Origin of the sequence: uncultured Gemmiger sp. (assembly GCF_934561205.1) — a bacterium.
Classification (GTDB): domain Bacteria; phylum Bacillota; class Clostridia; order Oscillospirales; family Ruminococcaceae; genus Gemmiger.
On the sequence record NZ_CAKTFU010000005.1, the window covers coordinates 1 to 19,655 of the forward strand.

Genomic DNA, 19,655 nt, shown 5'->3' on the forward strand with positions numbered 1-19,655 from the left:
GCGGGACAGCTTGATTATATTACCACAGGTAGTCGTACTTTGTCAACAGGTTTTTTGAATTTTTTGACAAATTTCGGGCGAATTTTTTGGGCAGTGTGTATATTGTGGTTTTGTTGACGGATGAGCACAATTTGTGGGGAAGGTTGTGGGAATGGCAAGATATAAGTCGTAAGGTTGCGGGTTACGAAAGCCCGCGGGCGGGGCATGCCCCGCCCCTGCGCGTACCTATATTTATATAAGGTACCAAACACTAAGGTTAACTATTACAACTTATATGGATTTCTGCATTGGTATACTTGTGGTGGATTCTCTTGCCAGCATCTTTTTGAATTTGTAATCCGTTACTTATACCTAAGATATTCCGTCGAATCCTCAACTAGTTTTCATGGGAAGCCGCGTATCAAAATCACTGTAATGAACAGCAGCAAAGCATATCGACCGCATAGTTTCAACCTATGCGGTATGTTCAGTCATTTTCCAGTGTTGCATTCTGCGAGGTATTTATCGTATCCCCATTCATCAACGACTAACACAAAACAGCAAATACATGTGACTTCCCATATTCAATAACAAATTGCTGACAAGAAAATTTTCAAAATCGATTACCGTATTCCCCGAATCCAGAGATGGCAATGTATTTCAACATAGTACCCGATTGCACAGAGAAGTTCCCGCAATGTAATTGGCACAGTTTCCACAAGATAGACACGTTGGCGATTCAGGCCTGCTCGCTCACACAAAGTTACAACCGGTTTTGCAAATATTGTCAACGCTGCGGAAAAGCATGCCTGAAAAATAATAAATCCTGCGCGAATGGCAACCAAGGATCCATCCTACAGACACTCGCTGTCTCCCCTGTCAAGCGATGTCGCCAATCCATAAACTTCCGAAAACCTGCTTCGCGCCGATACGCTTCAGACCGTTCTGCGACCCCACGCTCAGACAACAAATCTCATCACGATGACAACCCCGCCCATCGCACTGCTCAACATGCCGGGTAGGACATCTCCTATAGTATCTTGCGACCCAGCCGAGAACCGTCCCGCTATAAATTTAATATAGTAATTGACCAATCAACCGGAAGCGTTAGTGTAGTACAGTATTCGTGATGTTGCCTTTCGCACAGGCTTGCCATTGCCTCTGTCTCTTCTCCCTTTTCTTGATCGGTAACCGACGTTTCTTGTAAAAACGGAAGTATCTCATCGTTGCTGTTTTTAGCTTTAAGTGGTTATTCTTCCTTGCCATCTTCGCGATAAAGTTGCAACTTTACGCAGGATGCAGCTTTAGTCTGCGCAAGTTTACAACTTTAACCTGCGCAGACTTGCAACCGTACACTTATGGTTTGCTATCCCCCGTTTTTCTTGTTGCAATTCTGCACAGGTTTGACTAATGCGTTCGAGCAGCTATAACACTCTATTGCCTGGGTATTTCCTTATCCTAATTGTATTATCTATTCCTATTATTGCAGAATGTATACCTATCTTCCCCTTTTCGACTATTTTCTCTCCTATTTTCTTCTTAAATGTTACAGATTCTGGTTTATTCCTTTTTCCAACCTTTCCAAGTCAGGCTGAAATATCTTTGGTTGCACATTGCGCAGGTTTTGGAATTAAAATGATATACTGCCTAAAATATGACGCAACTCGTTGTTAAAATAATACAAAGTGTTTATTCACTCGAATATATAACATTTTGTATGTGTGTCTTCGAGGGTTTGCCTGCTTTCTGTGCAGGGTGATAACCTATACCCTTCCCCGCACATTGCAACTTTACGTAGGATACTCACTTTTCGGGTTGCATTTTACGCAGGTTGCCTGTTTTTGTGACGTTCGCATTTTTTCCTCTTTCTTTTCATCCTGCGTATTATTGCAACTCACAGCAGGTTGTTATTTTACGCAGGATACTCTCCTTACGCAAAGTTTTACTGTCCGACCTATCACCATGTTGTCCATGTCTCGATTTTTTGTTGCAATTCCACACAGGATTCTTTTCCTCTTGACCGTCCATATATATCGATGCATCGATATTACTTCAATTTATTTTTCCTGTTGCATTTTACGCAGGTTACTCGACGCCTTTTCGGATTACTTTCCGTTGAATCCCTACAAATTATTTGTATAAAGATCAAATTGACCCTCATATCGTTGCAACTTTACGCAGGATTGCGCGAAAGTATCTTCCTCTCCCCCGCTGTTGTCATTTTTCGCAGGTTGCTATCGCACGCAGAATTTCATTGTAAAACTTCGCAGGAATTGGTTGCTATTCGCGCAGGACAGTGTTGTCATTTCACGCAGGGCCTACTATATATCTAAATAATCTAAATATTAAATCTATAAATCACAAACTTATGCTGCTCATGTTGGAAAAATCCTTTTCTTTTCATGTTGTAATTCTGCGCAGGATAGTAGGAGCTATTACCTATAACCACAATATATTGTGTATTCTCGAAGTTTCTCAGAAAATATGGCAAACTGTGCAGGCAAAATACAGACAAACAGACACTAACCTGCGTAAAGTTGCAATTCTTGCATAATACCACAGGATGTGCTACAATAAGAATACTTTTACGGAGGGGGTCAGTATGACGAATAAAAAAGTTTCTGATGTGGCAATGGAAAATGATTTGCAAACAGAAAAAAAGGATAATCTGATTGTCACGTTTGAGGAACGCGGCAATCAGACAATCGTTCGTAAATCCAACGATTTAGTACAGCTGACACGCAACAACCTGACGCTTTCCCAGCAGAGGTTGATGCTGCATATCTTCTCGATGATTAAGCCGGAAGATACCGAACTGCCCTCCTACGAATTATCGGTGTATGATTTTATCAAACTCAGCGGCATGAACCCCCATAGTGGCGCGTTGTACAAACAGGTTCGCCGCAATATTGAGGAGTTGGCCAATGCACCCGTGCAATGGATAAAGAACAGCGGTACAACTACGGTAGAAACCTTTCGATGGATCAATAAAGTGCGTATTGATGAAAAAAAAGCGCGAATGACCATCACGCTGGATCCCGTATTAAAACCCCATCTGGTGCAACTGAAAACTCTGTACACTACGATGGATATCACCTACACCATGAATATGCGCAGCACCTACAGCATCCGCATTTATGAGTTGTGCAAGAGTTATCAGAATCTCTATCTCAGAAAGAAATCTGACGGTGATTCGTTGGTTTGGGATCTGAATATGCTGTACGAGCAGCTTTCCTACACAGCAAACAGTTGGTCCGGTTTCCGTCGTTTTGCGTTGGACAAGGCCAAAAGCGAAATCAACGGCCACACGGATATTGTATTTGATTACGATGTATTCGAGAAAAAAGGGCAAAAGGTGCTTTCTCTGGCAGTGACCATTGAACCGGAAAATGAAAAGGTTGCACGGGAAAATCTGGAGAAAATTAACAAGAGAGCCGGACGAAAAACGAAGAAGAGAAAGACGGCGATTCTTGATGACGTGGATACCGACGACCAAACCCTGATCACCTTTGATTATGTCAGCGCACCGGAGACATCTATCCCCTATTCCTTCGGCAAGGATCGAGCCAAGCTAAAAAAGGAAATCGAAGTGAAGGCACGATTGGAACAACTTCAAAAAGAATTGAGCCCGGAAGAATATAACGCAGTTATGCTGATATTAGACATTCTGGCAACAGCCTGCTGTACGATTCGTCCCGGAGATCAGGCCGAGGATGGAGGTAATGTAGAGGTATTTGGCCGTATGAATGCAATCATTTTGGATTGCGGCGGCCTTACGCAGTGGCTGCGCGGAGTTGCACCCCGTTATGCAAGGGAAATTATCCCGGCAGCACAAGGAAAAAAGGCTCCTGTCCCCTATTTGACAAAAATTCTTTTGGAGGATATGGACAATTACCGTATTTATATTTTCAAGGCTGCCGGCGCAGCGCAGGCTGTTGTGAAGCAGGAAGTGCCGCAAATCTATGAAGCTGAATTTGTTGAAACGGAGCCTGAGTCGGATTTTACTGCGGGACATTTGAAAGCTGCAGATGCGCAGACAAAAAAACAGATGGAACAGGCGCTGCGGACAGCGGCCAACGAGGAAAAGCTGCTATCGGTTTTAAGCAGTGGTCAGCAGGATGCCTACCAGGATATCATTAAGTTGGCAGCCTATTTTTGTCGACGCAACCAAAAGGGCAAGGACGATGGCATGATGAGTGGAAAGGCCAACATGCAGTTTGTCAATGCTCTGAATGGCGTACTTGATAAATATGGTAGTTTAGAGCTTTTGTTTGTCACCTTGGCAAAAAAGCTGGATTACGATGTGTTCTGGAAAGAATGCGCCAAGAGTAATCGTATAAAAAATGCGCAGGGGTTGTTTCAGGCGATTGTCGAAAAGGGACTGCTGTTTCCGGAAATGGTAATTCGAGAACAACAGTCCGAGCAAACAGAGAGTTCCACAAAGGGTGAAAGCTGGGCCGGAGGCGGCTGGGCGGATGCTTTTGAAGAATAACAGCAACTAAGAGATAAAACATGTAGAGTATTGAATTTTACCATAAGACGGATTTTGACACAAAAAGAAACCGCCTTATGGTAAAATTGTTTTACAGCGACGGAGAGATATTTCCTAAAACACTTGCGTAGGGGCGATAATGCTGATATAATAGTAGCAAAGAAGTCAAGCAGCAACGAAGAGATAAAACCCAGACAGAATCGGAGGCCGCAAATGGGATACTGTATTTCGGTGTGTATTGAAAAAGGCGGTGTCGGAAAAACCGTCACTGTGACCAACATGGCAGCGCTGATGGCCCAAAACGGCAAGAAGGTGCTTGTTGTAGATATGGACGCACAGGGAAACTGCACCTATACCTTGACAGGTGCACGCGTTACCGACAGCCGTTTTGCCCGTTGCGGTATTTATGATATGCTGCGTGCCTACGGTATTTCCGACGTGAAAAATTATGTATCCCACACAGAATTTGAGGGCATAGACATTATCCCAGCCAATGCCAATACACCGATGGCGGCCCGACAGCTGCAGATTTTAGCACAGTCGGAAAATGAGAGCATCAATTCTTTTTTGGCGCTGAGCCTTGCCCAGGTTGCAGAAAATTACGACTATGTGCTGATCGACACACCGCCCTCCCGTGATTTAATGGTGACAAACGCATTGGTGGCCAGTGATTTTGTGCTGATTCCCTGTGTGTGCGATGATTACAGCCGCGATAGTGTGTATCGAACCATCGGTATGTGCCGTGATCTGGAAAAGGACGAAGGCGTTCCCATTGATGTTTTGGGGATTCTTTTGACCATGGTGGAAAAAACGGCGCTTACGGAGGTTATCCGCGAGGAACTGCGCTCCGGCCAATTCGGTGAAAAACTGTTTAAGTCGGAAATCCGCAAGGGACAAGCTGTCAAGGACAGTACGCGTCTGGGAGCACCGGTCGTGTTGTGTGCCCGCAGCAGCAATCCTGCCAAGGATTATGTAAAAGCGTACGAAGAACTGGAAAGCCGTATCAGGGAAAAGGAGGCGTAAGAAAATGGCCAGCAAGTTGGATCGCCTGAAGAACAAGGGGTTCAAAAACACAGAAAATCCATTGGAAAGCATTGTGCGAGGCGACCGGGAGCCGGGCGGCGAGTACATGGAATTGAATATTGATGATATTGAAACAAACCCTGATAATGATATTTACCGCGAGGCAGATACGGAAGAAGAAATTGTGCTGCTGGCCAATGATATCAAGCGCAGCGGTCTTTTGCACAACCTGGTTGTTTGCCCCAAGGCAGGTACAGCGAACCGCTATGTGCTTTTAAGCGGTGAACGCCGTTTGCGTGCGCTATTGTATCTGGTAGAGCAGGAACACCGTGAGCAGGAAAAAAAGAACCTGCCCAGAGTGATGAGCAGTTGGCAAAAGGTGCAGTGCAAGGTGCTGCGCAATTTGTCGGATACCGAAAAAGTTGTGTATCTGGATTCCGCCAACCTGCAGGTGCGCGGGGGCTTTAACAACGAGAAGGTGTTCCGCAAGGCATCGCAGCGCTTTGTGGAAAATTTGCAGAAAGCGCCATTTGACCTGACCGAGAGCGAGGCCAAGAAACAGCTGAAAGAAATCAGCCCCATGAATGCAAAAACCATCGATAAAGCGTTGGATATCCAAAAATATCTGGACGAAGGACTGCGGGAATTTCTGGATGTCGGCTTTTTGAGCCGTGCCGAGTGCGAGTATTATCTGCGCCTTGATGGAAACGAACAAAAAGAGGCGGCGGATGTCTTTGAGAAAATCAAAAAGATGAACCCGCTGCTGCCGGAACGAAAAAAAATCAAAAAAAATATGACGCAGGCATTGACCGAACTGGTAACGATAGCGGACATTCAGGAACGCGACCGTGCTTTTGCCAAGGCTCTGCAGGAGGCAGAGGATGCGGTGGCTGCGGCAAAGCCGACGGGCGGGAAAATTACCAGCACGGACAAGGATCACAATTTCATCGCCGGCAAAGTGCCTATGACGACCAAGAAGCTGGTGCGCATTACCAAGGCCAAAAATATGCGCCAAAAAATTCAAACGTACACGCCGGAGGATCGCGCCGCCATGGTTGTACAGTTGAAGGAACTGATCGAGGCATCACAGATGTTGGTGGATCTGATCGAATCCGTATAATACAGCAGGGGAGGGGAGTGCTTGAGACAACGAATTGTCATGCGTCTGCATCTGGATATGCAGGAAATTCTGGAGAGAGAAGCTGTGTGGCGCGGAACGAAGGTAGGCACTCTGACAGCAGAAATCCTGCACAAAGAGGCAGAAAAAGCAAAAAAACAGGGAATCAGCAACTATGAGATGCATCCCTTACGGGATATCTATGTGCCATCCAACAGCACGATAGAAAAAACGGCGGGGAATCAAATCTCCATATTTTTGTCAGATGAGGATATGGAGACATTGCAGCAGCTCACACAGCGCCCCGGAAGCAACGGCATCCGAATCGTGAATGGAAAGCGCCGCACGACATACAGGTATGTGATACCCGGTATGCTGCTGCATGATCCGATTTTTGCTGAACTGACAAACCCCATAACTTGAAAACAAAATAAAGACAGCCCCTTCCATGGGACGCAGCGCGTCCCATGGAAGGGGCTGTCTTAGTTTGCGTTAGTTGTTGCGGCTGCATTTTTCGGCGTCGATCGCCAGCACCACCATCAAGGCTGGCAAGGCATCGCGGGGGTCAGTTACATCAATGCAATAGGTGTCAGTCCAGCGGAGAAGTTGTTTACTGACTGTCGCCGCAACAAGACCTTGCGCGGTCAGAATTTGGTAATCCCACTCCCAGAAATCGCCTTGTACCTGCCAGCCGTTGCAGTCCACGGTAAAAACAGGACGGAACAGGGTAAATTCCTTGGAGATGCAGCCGATGTAATCCTCACCCAGAAACAGCTCAAATTTTGGCAAAAAGGTGAACACACGTTCTTTTACTGTGCCGACCTCGCAGCCGTCGGCATCGAAAATTTTCAGGCAATGCCCCCAGGAAAGCTGTCCCTTGACGGTGTACAGAACGGAGCCGTCCTCGGCGTAGATATCGTAAGAGTCAAACCAGGAAAACATCCGTTGACGAAACAGCATCTGCATAAACAATTCCCCCTTTTGTCATAATTATAGCAAATTGCGGGGAAAATGCAACAAGAATCGGCGGACAACTGCTTGTCCGCCGATTCATACGGTTTTATGTCAGAAAAGGCTCAAAGATTTTTCCAGCTCCGCCAGTGCGGCAGGGGTATCTGCATCGAGCAGCTCAACGTCGGGGCAGGGGAGAAGATGCACCGCGTCAGGATGGCGCTGCAGCACCTCGCTGCCGCCGCCCTTGGTGAGATGCAGAAGCTCATCAAAAGAATCCCGCCCGAACAGCACAGGGCTTCCGGCTCCGTGGTTTCCGCTTGCCCGCCAGATGGCATGTGGGTCGGCCAAAAGCAGCAGAGAAGAAAGACTTTCGGCGCTGAAAAGCGGTTGGTCACCCGGCAAAAACAGGCAAGCCTGCAGCTGCGGGAATTGCTGCAACAGCGCGGTCAATCCCAGGCGCACGGTGTCGCTGCGGTTTGGTTCCCTGTGCAGCAGCACAGGACGGTCGAGGGCGTTGCAGAGCGCCTGTACAGCGGCGTGACGGGTCACCGTAATGTCCGCTGCAAAAAGACCTGAACCCGCCAAGGTGAGGGCGCGGTGTATCAGGGGCTGCCCGCCGAAATCCGCCAGCAGTTTGTTGCCGCCGAAACGCCGCCCCAGCCCCGATGCCATGACCACACAGCCGACGGCAGAGCAGGGGACGTCCAGATCCAGCAAGAAAACGTCATCGCGGCTGCGCAGGCGGTTCAAAAAAGGGGTGTCTTGTTTGCGAAGAACCGCCAGCACTCGCTTTGCCTCCAAAAGCGCCTCTGCGGACGCGCAGAACGGCGCGCAGCCGCCTTCGAGATATCCCAGCTCGTCCAGCACTGCCCACGCGCAGGGGGCCTCTGCGGCGGCTTGCAGGGCGGGAATGCCGACGGACAAGAATCCGTCCTGCGCGCACTGCATACCCAGACCGGGCAGAGGGCTTTGGGTGGCTTGGCCGATGATCCCGCTGCGGCCTGTGGAAAGATCCTGCAGGGTGACACAGACCAGCGGCGTAACATGGGTCGCAATGCCGGGCACAGGGCCGTTTGCCAACAGGGGCAGCAGCTGCTGTACCAGCCTGCTTTTGCCTACGCCGCGGCTGCCGGTGATAAACAGGTGCTTTTTACGGCTGGCCTCCAAAGACCGAATGATAGATCTCGCGGTTGGCTTGGTTGCAGGCATCACGGTACACCTCATATTTGTGCAAAAATGTTTCGGCCTCGGGGGTCAGACGGCTGCCGCCGCCGCCCTTGCCGCCGATGGTTTTCTCGGTCAGGGCAAAACCCAGCTCGGCCTCGGCGCGCTTGACGATGGCCAGCGCCTTGGAGTAGGAAAGCCCCATTTGCTGCGCAGCACAGCGCAGGGAGCCGGTCTCACCGATCAGCTGCAAAAGACGCATCGGGCCGTTGCCGAAAAAACGATGACCGTCATCGTCACACAGATAAGCATGCAGGGCGGGTTTCATAAAAACACCTCAGTTCATTTGGGGCAGCAAAACCATGCGGGGCTGCCCGGCTGCATCGGTCAGGCGGATAAGCTGTACAGGGCCGAACACCTTTGCCAGCTGCTGCTCGGTTTCGGGCAGGGGATCAGTCTTGGGATGCAGCTGCGCAATCAGACGCCCGCCGTGCAAAAGCAGCAGTGTATCGCAAAATTCCAGCGCCAAGGCAGGGTCATGCAAACAGACCAGAGCCGCCTTGCCGCCGCCGTGCACCAGTGCCGACACGGTTTGCAGCATTTTTACGCGGTTGTGCAGATCCAGTGCACTGTCCGGCTCGTCCAGCAAAAGAAGCTCGGTGTCCTGCACCAGTGTCCGCGCCAAAATGCAAAGCTGCTGTTCGCCGCCGCTGAGGGTCAGATAATCACGGTCCGCAAAGTCCGAAAGCCCGACCTGCGCCAGCGCCTGCTCGGCGGCGGCTTGCATAGCGGGGGTAGGGGCTTGCAGCACACTCAGACGGGGGTTAAAGCCCATAAGAACGACCTCCCGCGCAGAGAGCGAGATGCCGATGCCGCTTTGCTGCGGAATATAGCTGACACGACGGGCAAGGCCCTTGGCAGACAAAGTCTGCAACGGTGTGCCGCGCAGCATACAGTGCCCGCTATGGGGGATAAGCCCTACAATGCATCGCAGCAGCGTGGTTTTGCCGCTGCCATTGGCACCCAGTACCCCCACAAGGGGCGACGAATTTTTTACAGAAAAGGAAACCTTTTGCAGAACGGGTTTGCGTCCCAAGGTGACCGAAAGGTCGGTGACGGTAAGCAGGTCGCTCATTCGGCGCACCCCCTTTGTGCAAGCAGGATATACAGCAAAAACGGTACGCCGACAAGCGACGTAAAAATGCTGACGGGCAGTTCGGTGGCGGCAGCCGTCTTGGCCAGCGTGTCGGCGCAAAGCAGCAGCAGGCTGCCCAAAAGGCCACTCATCAGGCAGGCGGTACGGCGGTTGTGCCGCAGCCAAAGACGGGCAATATGGGGCGCCAAAAGGCCGACAAAGCTGATAAGTCCTGTCACGCTGACAACGGACGCTACGACCAAGGTGGCAATCGTAAGTACAAAAAAGCGCATGACAGCGACGGAAACTCCCAGAAGGCGCGCTTCGTCCTCCTGCAGGGAAAGCAGCAGCAGTTGTCGGTGCAAGACCGGCAGCGCACAGCAGCCCAATGCGATGACGGCGCAGGAAAACCCGATGCGTCCGGCGGTGATGCCGGCCAGACTGCCCATGATCCAATATTCGATGCTTGCCAGCTCTTTTTCAGGGTCGGCGGTCAGTTTCAGCAGCATCAGCAGCGTTTGTGCCAGAGAGTGTACGGCAATGCCAGCCAATACCAGCGAGACCTTGCTTTGCCCCGGCACGGCGGCCGCCAGCCCCAGCGCCAGAAAGACCGCCATAAGCCCGCCCGCAAAGGCGCAGGCGGTGGTGGCGGCAGCACCGGAGGAGATAAACAAAATGGCAAACGCCGCGCCCACACTGGCACCCGAGGACACGCCGATGATATCGGGGCTTGCCAAAGGGTTGCGGAATACCGTCTGGTAGACAAACCCGGCAATACCCAGCCCAAAGCCGCCCAGCAGCGCCATAACGGCGCGCGGCAGACGCAGCAGGGTAAAGGTGCGAACGGTCATCTCCTCTCCGGCAAGCAGCGCGGAAAGCGTTATGGGATAGCGCCCAAGCGACAGGGAAACCAAAAAGGCCGCCGCCACGGCCAAAAGGGTAAGGGCGAGGCGGCGGCGGTCATTGTGCTTAGTCATGATCGGCGGGTGTGAAACCGTAGAAGTCGGAATAGAAGGTATCGGCGGCAGTTACATAGTCCTGCTCGGTGACGGTTTCGGGGTGCAAAACGGCGGCGAGATACCAGCTGCCCAAAAAGCTGCCGGGAACGGGGGAGTCCACAGCCTCAACGGCGTGGGGCAGCTGATAGACGTGACCGTCCTGTACAGCCTTGCAGTCGGCCAGGGCGGCATCCTGCAGGACGTCCTCCACCGTGTAGGAGGCATCGGATGCCAGCACGATGTAGTCGGGGTTCCAGGCCAGCATCTGCTCGTAGGAAACCTCGCTCCAGTAGGTGTCGGTGACATCGGCGGCCACGTTGGTGCCGTTGGCGTTTTCGATCAGGGTGTTCTGGTACATGGCGGGACCGGCGGTTTCCAGCACGCTGCTGTTGCCGGCAAGATAGACGGAGGGTGCCTCAGTGCCGGAAACAGCCTCGGACAGCGCGGCCAGAGAGTCGGTGATGTGGTTCTTCAGGGTCTCACCGGCGGCGACGGTGTTGGTGGCTTTGGCCAGCAGGTCAACGGCGTCAAACAGCTTGGCCTGATCCTCAGGCTTGACGGCCAGAACGGTCAGACCCAGTTCCTCCATGGCGGGGATAGAGTCCTTCAGCTTGGCGGGAACGATGACAAGGTCCGGCTGCAGGGCGGCGCAGCCCTCCAGATCAAATTCCTTGGCGGTGCCGATGCTGGGCAGCTCCTGAATTTCGGGCGCGGACAGGGTGTACAGGCTGCGCTTGTCGGCCTTGGCCTCGACGCCGACCAGCTCATCCTTGACACCGAGGGCGATCAGCAGGCTGGTGGAGATGTAGTAGCCGCTGGCCAGGGTCTTAGGCTCGGACTCGATGGTGACCTCGCGACCCAGCTGGTCGGTTACGGTCAGGGGATAGGTGACGGCAGCGTCGGCGGCAGTCTCCGCAGTAGAAGATGTATCGCTTTCGGCAACGCTCTCAGAAACAGAGACGCTTTCGGCGGCGCTCTCGGAAGAAGCGGGGGCGGCACCGCAGGCAGCCAGGGACAGGCTGAGGGCGGCGGCCAGCAGCAGGGAAGTGATCTTGGTCAGTTTCATGCGAATTTCCTCTCGATTTTCAGAATCTTCAAAAAAATACGTTGTATTTTTAAAACAACAACGGAATTATAGCAGATTTTGTGGTAAAATAAAAGAGTAGACCGTAAAAATGGGAAAACTGTCCATTTTTTACACCGAAAAGGGAGCAACTTTTTATGATGACGATACGAGAATACAAAAAAGCCGAAAGTCTGGAGGAAGCCTATCAGCTCAACCAGAAAAAAGCAAACCGCATCATCGGCGGTATGCTGTGGCTGAAAATGGAAAAAATCAATGTGGGTACCGCCATTGACCTGTCGGGTCTGGGGCTGGACACCATCGAGGAGACCGAGCAGACATTTTGCATCGGCGCGATGGCCACCCTGCGTATGCTGGAGCAGCATCCCGGCTTTGATGCCTACACAAACGGTGCGGCGCGTGAGGCAGTGCGCCATATCGTGGGCGTGCAGTTCCGCAACCTGGCCACCGTGGGCGGCAGCGTGTACGGGCGGTTCGGCTTTTCTGACGTGCTGACGCTGCTGCTGGCGATGCAGACCGATGTCGAGCTGTACAAGGGCGGCATCGTGCCGCTGGCAGAGTTTGTAAAGATGCCCTACGACCGTGATATTCTGGTGCGCATCATTGTACATAAGGAAAAAGCAGCCTTCTGCTATCGCTCGGTGCGCCCGACTAAGACGGACTTCCCGACACTGACCTGCTGTGCGGCGCGCACCGAGGGCGGGCAGTACCGCTTTGCCGTGGGTGCCAGACCTCTGCCCGCCATGCTGGTGTGTCCGACCTGCCCCGTGCAGGATATGCCCGCCGCAGTGCAGCAGGCGGTGACCACCGGCAGCAACATCCGCGGCAGTGCCGCGTACCGCCGCCATCTGACCGGCGTGTTGGTCAAGCGCTGCATCGAACAGCTGGAGCAGTAAGGAGAAAGACAGATGACGATCCAATTTACCCTGAACCATAAAAAAGTTTCCGCCGAGATCAGCCCCGACACCGTTTTGTATGATCTGGTGCGCAGCCTTGGCTGTGCCAGCGTCAAGTGCGGGTGCGAAACCTCCAACTGCGGGCTGTGCACGGTGTTTCTGGACGATGTGCCGGTACTGTCCTGCTCTGTTCTGGCAGCACGCGTGGACGGACGCAGCGTAACGACCTTGGAGGGCTTGCAGCAGGAGGCTGCCGAGTTCGGCGCCTTTATTGCCGACCAGGGCGCCGAGCAGTGCGGTTTCTGCAACCCCGGCTTTATTATGAACGCGCTGGCGCTTTTCCGCCAGAACCCCGACCCCGGCGAGGACGAAATCAAGGAATATCTGGCCGGCAACCTCTGCCGCTGCTCCGGCTATGAGGGGCAGCTGCGCGGCATACAGAACTTCCTTGCGTGGAAAAAGCAGAAGGAGGCCGCCCAATGAAAACCGTAAACCAATCCGTCCGCAAAAAGGACGCCATGCAGCTGGTGACCGGGCAGCCGGTGTATCTGGACGATATTGCCCCCAAGGACTGCCTGACCGTCAAGCTGCTGCGCTCACCCCATGCGAACGCTTACATCAAGAGCATCGACACCTCCCGCGCCATGCTGGTGCCGGGTATGGAGGCGGTGTTTACCTGGCAGGACGTTGACCAGAACGGACGCCGCTACACCCAGGCCGGCCAGACCTACCCCGAACCCAGCCCCTATGACCGTCTGGTGCTGGACCGCCATGTGCGTTTTGTGGGCGACGTTGTCGCCATTCTGGCGGGCAAGGACGAAAAAACCGTCGAAAAGGCGATGAAACTCATCAAGGTCGAGTACGAGGTACTGGAGCCGGTGCTGGATTTCCACACGGCGAAGGATAACCCCGTGCTTGTTCACCCCGAAGATAACTGGGAGAGCCTGTGCCCCGTAGGTGCCGACAACAAGCGGAATCTCTGCGCGCATGAGGAAACCGGCAGCGGCGATGTGGACGCTGTGCTGCAGGGCTGCGACGTCGTAATTGACCATGTGTATCACACCAAGGCGTGCCAGCAGGCGATGATGGAAACCTTCCGCACCTATTGCAGCATCGATGCCTACGGGCGGCTGAACGTACTCAGTTCGACGCAGATCGTTTTCCACTGCCGCCGCATTCTGGCAAACGCCCTGCACATCCCCAAGAGTATGATCCGCGTCAGCAAACCCCGCATCGGCGGCGGCTTTGGCGCCAAACAGACCTCGGTGTGCGAGGTCTACCCTGCATTTGTCACCTGGATGACCAAAAAGCCCAGCAAGCTGATTTTTACCCGCCGCGAAAGTATGACCGCCTCGACCCCGCGCCATGAGATGGAAATGCATGTCCGTCTGGGCGCGGACAAAAACGGCATCGTCAAGGCCATCGACCTGTACACCCTGTCCAACACGGGAGCCTACGGTGAGCATGGTCCTACGACGGTGGGGCTGTCCGGCCATAAGTCCATCCCGCTGTACGGCAAGGCGGAGGCCTTCCGCTTTACCTATGACGTGGTGTATACCAACCACATGTCGGCGGGTGCTTACCGCGGCTATGGTGCCACGCAGGGCCTGTTTGCGGTGGAATCCGCCGTCAACGAGCTGGCTGCCAAGCTGCACATCGACCCCATCGAACTGCGTCTGCGCAACATCGTAAAAGAGGGCGAGGTCATGCCCGCCTACTACAACCAGCTGAACACCAGCTGCGCGCTGGATCGCTGCATTGAAAACGTCAAGCGCCGTATTGATTGGGACAACAAATATCCCATGCGTGTGCTGCCCAACGGCAAGATCCGTTCGGTGGGTATGGGCATGGCGATGCAGGGTTCCGGCATTACGTCGGTGGATGTGGGCAGTGCCGCGCTGAAAATCAACGATGACGGCTTCTACACGCTGCGCATCGGTGCGGCCGATATGGGCACCGGCTGCGACACCATTCTGGCGCAGATCGCCGCCGAGGTGCTGGAATGTCCGCTGGAAAATATTACCGTGCTGGCGGCGGATACCGATTCCTCGCCCTACGATTCCGGCTCCTATGCGTCCAGCACGACCTATGTCACCGGCAAGGCCGTGGAACTGTGTGCCAAGCAGCTGATCGAAAAGCTCTGCGAGCAGGCAGCGCAGATGCTGGAGGTTCCCGCCGACACCCTGCAGTTTGCGGGGGACAGGGTAGAAACCGCCGACGGGCAGAAGTCGGTATCGCTGGTCGATATCGCTGTTGCCGGCCAGTGCGGTGCCAACACGGCACTGGAGGCGGCTGTGACCCACAGCTCGGAGCTTTCGCCCCCGCCGTTCATGGTCGGTGCTGCCGAGTTGGAAATCGACCCCGAAACCGGCGAGGCACAGGTCGTGGACTTTGTGTCTGCCGTCGACTGCGGCACCCCCGTCAACCCAAATCTGGCCCGCGTGCAGGCCGAGGGCGGCATTTTGCAGGGCATCGGTATGGCATTGACCGAAAACGTTACCTACAATGCCAAGGGCGAGCCGATCGAAAGCTCGCTGATGCAGTACAAGATCCCCACCCGCGCCGACATAGGCCATATCCGCGTCGAGTTTGAGAGCAGCTACGAGGCAACCGGTCCGTTCGGTGCAAAATCCATCGGCGAGGTCGTTATCAACACCCCGCTGCCCGCCATTGCGGATGCGGTGGCCAACGCCACGGGCCGCCGCTTCTACGAACTGCCCATCACACCGGAGCAGATTGCCATGGCCTGCCTGGAAAATATCACGGAAAATCGCGAATAAAAAGAAACAACGCCGTTCGATTTCGGACGGCGTTGTCTTTTTTGCTGCAAATTTATACAATTTAACCATTTCATGCAAAATACTTGCTGCAAAAACTGTCAAAAATGCTTGAAAACTGCCGAAAAGAATGCTATTATTATTCTAGAAGATCATACCGAAAATAGAGGGCGGCGAGGGATGAGCAGCACCGCCCTGTCTGTGCGTGTTACACGGTATAGCATTTTGAGAGGTGCAAAATGGGAAACTCGGGCAGAGGATATTATGCGTTCGGCAATAAAAAACCGCATCATCGGTTTGCCCTGTGCAGGGGGCTGGCTCTTTTGCTTGTGCTTTGCATGGCAGTGCTTGTGCTGCCGTTTGCTGCCTTTGCGGAATATGATGCCGACGGGCGCGACAAGGTGCGCGTGGGCTTTTTTGCCATGGACGGCTATCATATGATGGATGAAGCCGGCAACAAAAGCGGCTACGGCTACGATGTTCTGCGCCTGATGGCCCGATACTGGGATGTTGATTATGAGTATGTGGGCTACGACAAGGGCTGGAGCGAAACCCAGAAAATGCTCGAGGACGGCGAAATCGATATGGGTACCTCCGCCCGCAAAACGCCGGAACGGGAGGAAAAGTTCGATTTTTCGCGCCCCATAGGCAACAACGAGTGCATGATGACCGTGCGCGGCGACAACGAAGAGGTTGTTGTGCAGAACTATGCCACCTACAACGGGCTGCGGGTTGCCATGCTGAACGGTAACACCCGCAATACCGATTTTGAGGAATTTGCGGCAGAAAAACACTTTAACTATGTTCCCGTGTATTTCAACCTTGTCTCTGATATGGAGAATGCCCTGCAGACCGGGCAGGTGGATGCCATTGTGTCCAGTTCCATGCGTGCAACGAAAAACGAGCGCGTGGTGGAAAGATTTAATAATGAGGAGATCTATGTCATTGTAAAAAAGGGGAATCGGGAACTTCTTGATAAAATCAACTATGCCATCGATCAGATGAACGCTGCAGAAGGGGACTGGAAAACCGAACTGTTCAATCGCTATTACACCTCTCTGGGAAAGAAAAATCTCGAGTTTACCGAGGAGGAAAAGGCACTTCTTGCGCAGTACCGTGCTACGAACCAACCGCTGCGCGTCCTGTGTGACCCGACCCGCAAGCCTTACTCCTATCTGGAAAATGGCGAAATGAAGGGCATCCTGCCGGATTATTTTCGGAAACTGGCTGAAATCACCGGCCTGCCGTACCAGTTTGTCCATTGCAGTACAAGAGAGGAGTACGTCGCGGCAGGGTCCCAAATTGACGCGGAAAATTTTGATTTGGTTTTGGACGCGCGCCTGAACAGCGATGCCATCGTCGAAAGCAAGAGTTTCGGCGTCACGGCACCGTATATCACCGTCAAGTCGGCCAAGGTCGTGCGCCGCGATTTTGACGGTGAGATCAAGACGGTGGCCACCGTGGATCAGCGGGCGTCCGGCAACATAGAAGATGCCTATGTACCCCATGCCGAAAAGCTGCTGTGCGCCAGCCGGCAGGAGGCTATGCAGGCAGTCAAAAGCGGAAAAGCGGACGCGGCCTTTGTCTATTACTATATGGCACAGGAGTTTGTCAACAACGACCCCAGCGGCAGCCTTGTGTACAGCCTGCTGGATCAGCCGTCGTTTGAATATCGCATCCTGACAGCGCCGCACATGAACCATGCCCTGGCGGGCATCCTGACGAAGGCCATCTACGCACTGCCCGACCGCACGGTTGAAAACATTGCCTCCGACTATACCAGCTACAAGGTGTCCGACATGACGCTGAAAATGCTGGTGCAGCTGCATCCGATAGTCGCTTTGGTCATGCTTGTGGTGGTGCTCTTGCTTTTGGTGCTGTTTGCCGTGCTGACCTTTGTTATCCGCGCGCAGAACCGCCAGCTGAACGGCAACCTGGACAAGATCCGCCGCGATAAGCAGATCCTTGACAAGCTGTGCGGCGATTATACGGCGGTGTATTATATCAACCTGGATACCGGCGAGTATGAGGTCTTGAAGGTTGCCGAAAAATCCAACGCGAAGGGCTTGTTGAGCAAACAGCAGGAAAAAAGCAAGACATTTGACGAGTTTACAAGAATATATGGTCAGGCCTACCTGCCTGAGGACAAACGGGAAGAATTTGTCCAAAAGTTCACCTGCGCCCGTATGAAAGCCCGCCTGCAGGAGAAAGAGCGAACGAATTTCCACTACACCAGCGTACCGAACAGCGACGGGCATAAATTCTTTGACGGGCAGGCCATCCGAGTGGACACCGAGCATGGCGGCTTTTACGCGCTGCTGGGCTTCCGCTATATTGATGATATTATAGAAAAAGAAAAGGCTGAGCAGGAAAAGCTGCAGCGGGCATTGGATGAGGCGGAGCTGAAAAACGAGATCATCTCCGCCATCGGCAAGAGCTACCAGGCCATCTACCGCATCGACCTGCAAAAGGACTTTTATGAGGAAATTTCCAGCGGTGATGAACTCCATCGCCTGACCGGCAACCAAGGCTGCGCATCGGTAAAATTTAAAGAGGCGTGCAATAAGAACGTGGCACCGGAATACCGTGCGCTGGTGCTGCCGTTTTTGGACGTGACTACGCTGACCGAACGCCTGAAAAACGAGGAGTTTATTACCACCGAATACCGTATGAATGACGGAAACTGGCACAGACTGCGCTTTATCGTCAAAAAGCGGGATGAGGCAGGCAATGTGACCCATGTGCTGTGCACGCTGCGCAGCACCAGTGATGCCAAGCAGCGGGAGCTGAACCTGGTGTATCAGGCCGAGGCCGCCAAGCGGGAGGCCGACATGAAATCTCGCTTTTTAGCGACAATGAGCCACGATATCCGCACACCGCTGAACGGCATTATCGGCATGATCACCTTGGCCGAGCAGTATGCGGATAACCCTGAAATGCAGCACAAGACGCGCGAGAAAGCGCTGGAATCGCTGAACTATCTGGTGTCGCTGGTCAACGATGTATTGGATATGAACAAGATCCAAAGCGGCGAGCTGAAAAATCAGGAACTGGCCTTCAATCTGGCAGATGTCCTTCGTGACTTGAATCGACTTTACACACAAAGGGCAGCCGAAAAGGGCATTACTTACAAGGTAAACTGGGACAACGCCAATATCCGATATGCAAGCCTTATCGGAAACCCTGTCTATCTGGGGCGCATTCTCTCCAATATTATGGACAATGCCATCAAGTTCAGCCCCGCAGGCAGCACCATCACGGTTTCGGGAACAGAGGAAATGCCGGACAAGGAGCATGTGCTGGTCACCTTCCGCTGCAAGGATCAGGGAATCGGCATGAGCGAGGATTTTGCCAAGCATGCCTTTGATATGTTTGCACAGGAGAAAGAGGACAGCCGCACCCGCTATCAGGGCACCGGCCTGGGACTTTCCATTGTAAAGCAGCTGGTCGACCGTATGGGCGGCACCATTGAACTGCAAAGCGAACTCGGCGTCGGCACGACTGTCACGGTCAGGCTGCCGTTTAAGATCGGGCAGGAAGAAATCGGGCACAAGGCCGACGGCTATGAAGGTATTTCGGTTCAGGGCGTTCGTGCGCTGATTGCAGAGGACAATGAGCTGAACCGTGAAATTGCCTGCTGCATCCTGGAAAACAGCGGCATGGAGGTGACCTGTGCCGAGGACGGGCAGGAGGCGGTGGAGCTGTTTGCCAAGTCGGCTCCCGGCTACTTCGGGGTTATCTACATGGACATTATGATGCCGAGGATGAACGGCCTGGACGCGGCAAGGGCTATCCGTGCCATGGATCGTCGGGATGCGGGGGATATCCCCATCATTGCCATGTCGGCCAACGCCTTTGCCGAGGATATCATCAACAGCAGGCTGGCGGGCATCAATGTCCACCTGGCAAAACCGCTGGACGAAGAAAAGATGGTTGCCGCACTCAAACAGTGCATCGCAGACAATGCTGCGGTCAAGCTGCATGAGGCGCTGTAAAAACATGCAAATTTTTGCAGAAAAGCAGGGAGCAGCCCTTG

The 19,655-nt window shown here is 53.1% G+C and carries 14 protein-coding genes; 8 read left to right on the forward strand and 6 right to left on the reverse strand.

Annotated elements, in window-relative coordinates; all coding sequences use genetic code 11:
• The first annotated feature begins 2,581 nt into the window (after nucleotides 1-2,581).
• From Q0I19_RS04255 to Q0I19_RS04270, 4 genes are all read left to right on the forward strand, one after another.
• Nucleotides 2,582-4,471: a replication initiation protein gene (locus Q0I19_RS04255; protein ID WP_294759874.1), complete on the forward strand. Its 1,890-nt coding sequence runs from the start codon at nucleotides 2,582-2,584 to the stop codon at nucleotides 4,469-4,471.
• Between the two features lie 213 nt (nucleotides 4,472-4,684).
• Nucleotides 4,685-5,494 carry a ParA family protein gene (locus tag Q0I19_RS04260; RefSeq protein ID WP_294759875.1) on the forward strand — a complete coding sequence of 270 codons (810 nt, stop codon included), beginning with the start codon at nucleotides 4,685-4,687 and terminating at the stop codon, nucleotides 5,492-5,494.
• 4 nt (nucleotides 5,495-5,498) lie between these two features.
• On the forward strand, nucleotides 5,499-6,614 hold the full coding sequence (locus Q0I19_RS04265; RefSeq protein WP_294759876.1) for a ParB N-terminal domain-containing protein: 1,116 nt from the start codon (nucleotides 5,499-5,501) through the stop codon (nucleotides 6,612-6,614).
• Nucleotides 6,615-6,635: 21 nt separating this feature from the next.
• A complete protein-coding gene (locus Q0I19_RS04270) occupies nucleotides 6,636-7,034 on the forward strand; it encodes a hypothetical protein (RefSeq protein ID WP_294759877.1) in 399 nt (132 codons plus the stop codon).
• A gap of 69 nt (nucleotides 7,035-7,103) precedes the next feature.
• Here Q0I19_RS04270 and Q0I19_RS04275 read toward each other — a convergent pair whose 3' ends face one another.
• The 6 genes from Q0I19_RS04275 to Q0I19_RS04300 all read right to left on the reverse strand — a co-directional run bounded on the left by Q0I19_RS04275 (nucleotide 7,104) and on the right by Q0I19_RS04300 (nucleotide 11,928).
• Nucleotides 7,104-7,577, reverse strand: a complete 474-nt coding sequence (locus Q0I19_RS04275; protein WP_294759879.1) for an LURP-one-related family protein — start codon at nucleotides 7,575-7,577, stop codon at nucleotides 7,104-7,106.
• A 99-nt stretch (nucleotides 7,578-7,676) separates the two neighbouring features.
• On the reverse strand, nucleotides 7,677-8,774 hold the full coding sequence (locus Q0I19_RS04280; RefSeq protein ID WP_294759881.1) for an NTP transferase domain-containing protein: 1,098 nt from the start codon (nucleotides 8,772-8,774) through the stop codon (nucleotides 7,677-7,679).
• On the reverse strand, nucleotides 8,716-9,057 hold the full coding sequence (locus Q0I19_RS04285) for a LysR family transcriptional regulator (RefSeq protein ID WP_294759882.1): 342 nt from the start codon (nucleotides 9,055-9,057) through the stop codon (nucleotides 8,716-8,718). Before Q0I19_RS04285 ends, Q0I19_RS04280 begins: the two co-directional genes overlap by 59 nt.
• A gap of 9 nt (nucleotides 9,058-9,066) precedes the next feature.
• Nucleotides 9,067-9,864 (reverse strand): ABC transporter ATP-binding protein, encoded by a 798-nt coding sequence (locus tag Q0I19_RS04290; RefSeq protein ID WP_294759883.1) that lies wholly within the window; start codon nucleotides 9,862-9,864, stop codon nucleotides 9,067-9,069.
• Nucleotides 9,861-10,841: an iron ABC transporter permease gene (locus tag Q0I19_RS04295; RefSeq protein WP_294759885.1), complete on the reverse strand. Its 981-nt coding sequence runs from the start codon at nucleotides 10,839-10,841 to the stop codon at nucleotides 9,861-9,863. The genes Q0I19_RS04290 and Q0I19_RS04295 overlap by 4 nt, the downstream gene beginning before the upstream one ends.
• A complete protein-coding gene (locus tag Q0I19_RS04300; protein ID WP_294759888.1) occupies nucleotides 10,834-11,928 on the reverse strand; it encodes an ABC transporter substrate-binding protein in 1,095 nt (364 codons plus the stop codon). The genes Q0I19_RS04295 and Q0I19_RS04300 overlap by 8 nt, the downstream gene beginning before the upstream one ends.
• Before the next feature lie 155 nt (nucleotides 11,929-12,083).
• On the opposite strand from Q0I19_RS04300, the gene Q0I19_RS04305 reads away from it, so the two are divergent.
• From Q0I19_RS04305 to Q0I19_RS04320, 4 genes are all read left to right on the forward strand, one after another.
• Nucleotides 12,084-12,842 carry an FAD binding domain-containing protein gene (locus Q0I19_RS04305; RefSeq protein ID WP_294759890.1) on the forward strand — a complete coding sequence of 253 codons (759 nt, stop codon included), beginning with the start codon at nucleotides 12,084-12,086 and terminating at the stop codon, nucleotides 12,840-12,842.
• A 12-nt stretch (nucleotides 12,843-12,854) separates the two neighbouring features.
• Nucleotides 12,855-13,325 (forward strand): 2Fe-2S iron-sulfur cluster-binding protein, encoded by a 471-nt coding sequence (locus tag Q0I19_RS04310; protein WP_294759892.1) that lies wholly within the window; start codon nucleotides 12,855-12,857, stop codon nucleotides 13,323-13,325.
• Complete coding sequence (locus tag Q0I19_RS04315; RefSeq protein ID WP_294759893.1) at nucleotides 13,322-15,622, forward strand: molybdopterin cofactor-binding domain-containing protein; 2,301 nt, start codon at nucleotides 13,322-13,324, stop codon at nucleotides 15,620-15,622. The genes Q0I19_RS04310 and Q0I19_RS04315 overlap by 4 nt, the downstream gene beginning before the upstream one ends.
• Nucleotides 15,623-15,948: 326 nt before the next feature.
• Nucleotides 15,949-19,614 carry a transporter substrate-binding domain-containing protein gene (locus tag Q0I19_RS04320; RefSeq protein ID WP_294760114.1) on the forward strand — a complete coding sequence of 1,222 codons (3,666 nt, stop codon included), beginning with the start codon at nucleotides 15,949-15,951 and terminating at the stop codon, nucleotides 19,612-19,614.
• Nucleotides 19,615-19,655: the final 41 nt, after the last annotated feature.

Coding starts and splice junctions, on each gene's coding strand:
- Q0I19_RS04265 (WP_294759876.1), top strand. CDS start 5,499: ATGGCCAGCAAGTTGGATCGCCTGAAGAACAAGGGGTTCAAAAACACA.
- Q0I19_RS04295 (WP_294759885.1), bottom strand. CDS start 10,841: ATGACTAAGCACAATGACCGCCGCCGCCTCGCCCTTACCCTTTTGGCC.
- Q0I19_RS04310 (WP_294759892.1), top strand. CDS start 12,855: ATGACGATCCAATTTACCCTGAACCATAAAAAAGTTTCCGCCGAGATC.
- Q0I19_RS04315 (WP_294759893.1), top strand. CDS start 13,322: ATGAAAACCGTAAACCAATCCGTCCGCAAAAAGGACGCCATGCAGCTG.
- Q0I19_RS04260 (WP_294759875.1), top strand. CDS start 4,685: ATGGGATACTGTATTTCGGTGTGTATTGAAAAAGGCGGTGTCGGAAAA.
- Q0I19_RS04300 (WP_294759888.1), bottom strand. CDS start 11,928: ATGAAACTGACCAAGATCACTTCCCTGCTGCTGGCCGCCGCCCTCAGC.
- Q0I19_RS04275 (WP_294759879.1), bottom strand. CDS start 7,577: ATGCAGATGCTGTTTCGTCAACGGATGTTTTCCTGGTTTGACTCTTAC.
- Q0I19_RS04290 (WP_294759883.1), bottom strand. CDS start 9,864: ATGAGCGACCTGCTTACCGTCACCGACCTTTCGGTCACCTTGGGACGC.
- Q0I19_RS04285 (WP_294759882.1), bottom strand. CDS start 9,057: ATGAAACCCGCCCTGCATGCTTATCTGTGTGACGATGACGGTCATCGT.
- Q0I19_RS04280 (WP_294759881.1), bottom strand. CDS start 8,774: ATGCCTGCAACCAAGCCAACCGCGAGATCTATCATTCGGTCTTTGGAG.
- Q0I19_RS04305 (WP_294759890.1), top strand. CDS start 12,084: ATGATGACGATACGAGAATACAAAAAAGCCGAAAGTCTGGAGGAAGCC.
- Q0I19_RS04255 (WP_294759874.1), top strand. CDS start 2,582: ATGACGAATAAAAAAGTTTCTGATGTGGCAATGGAAAATGATTTGCAA.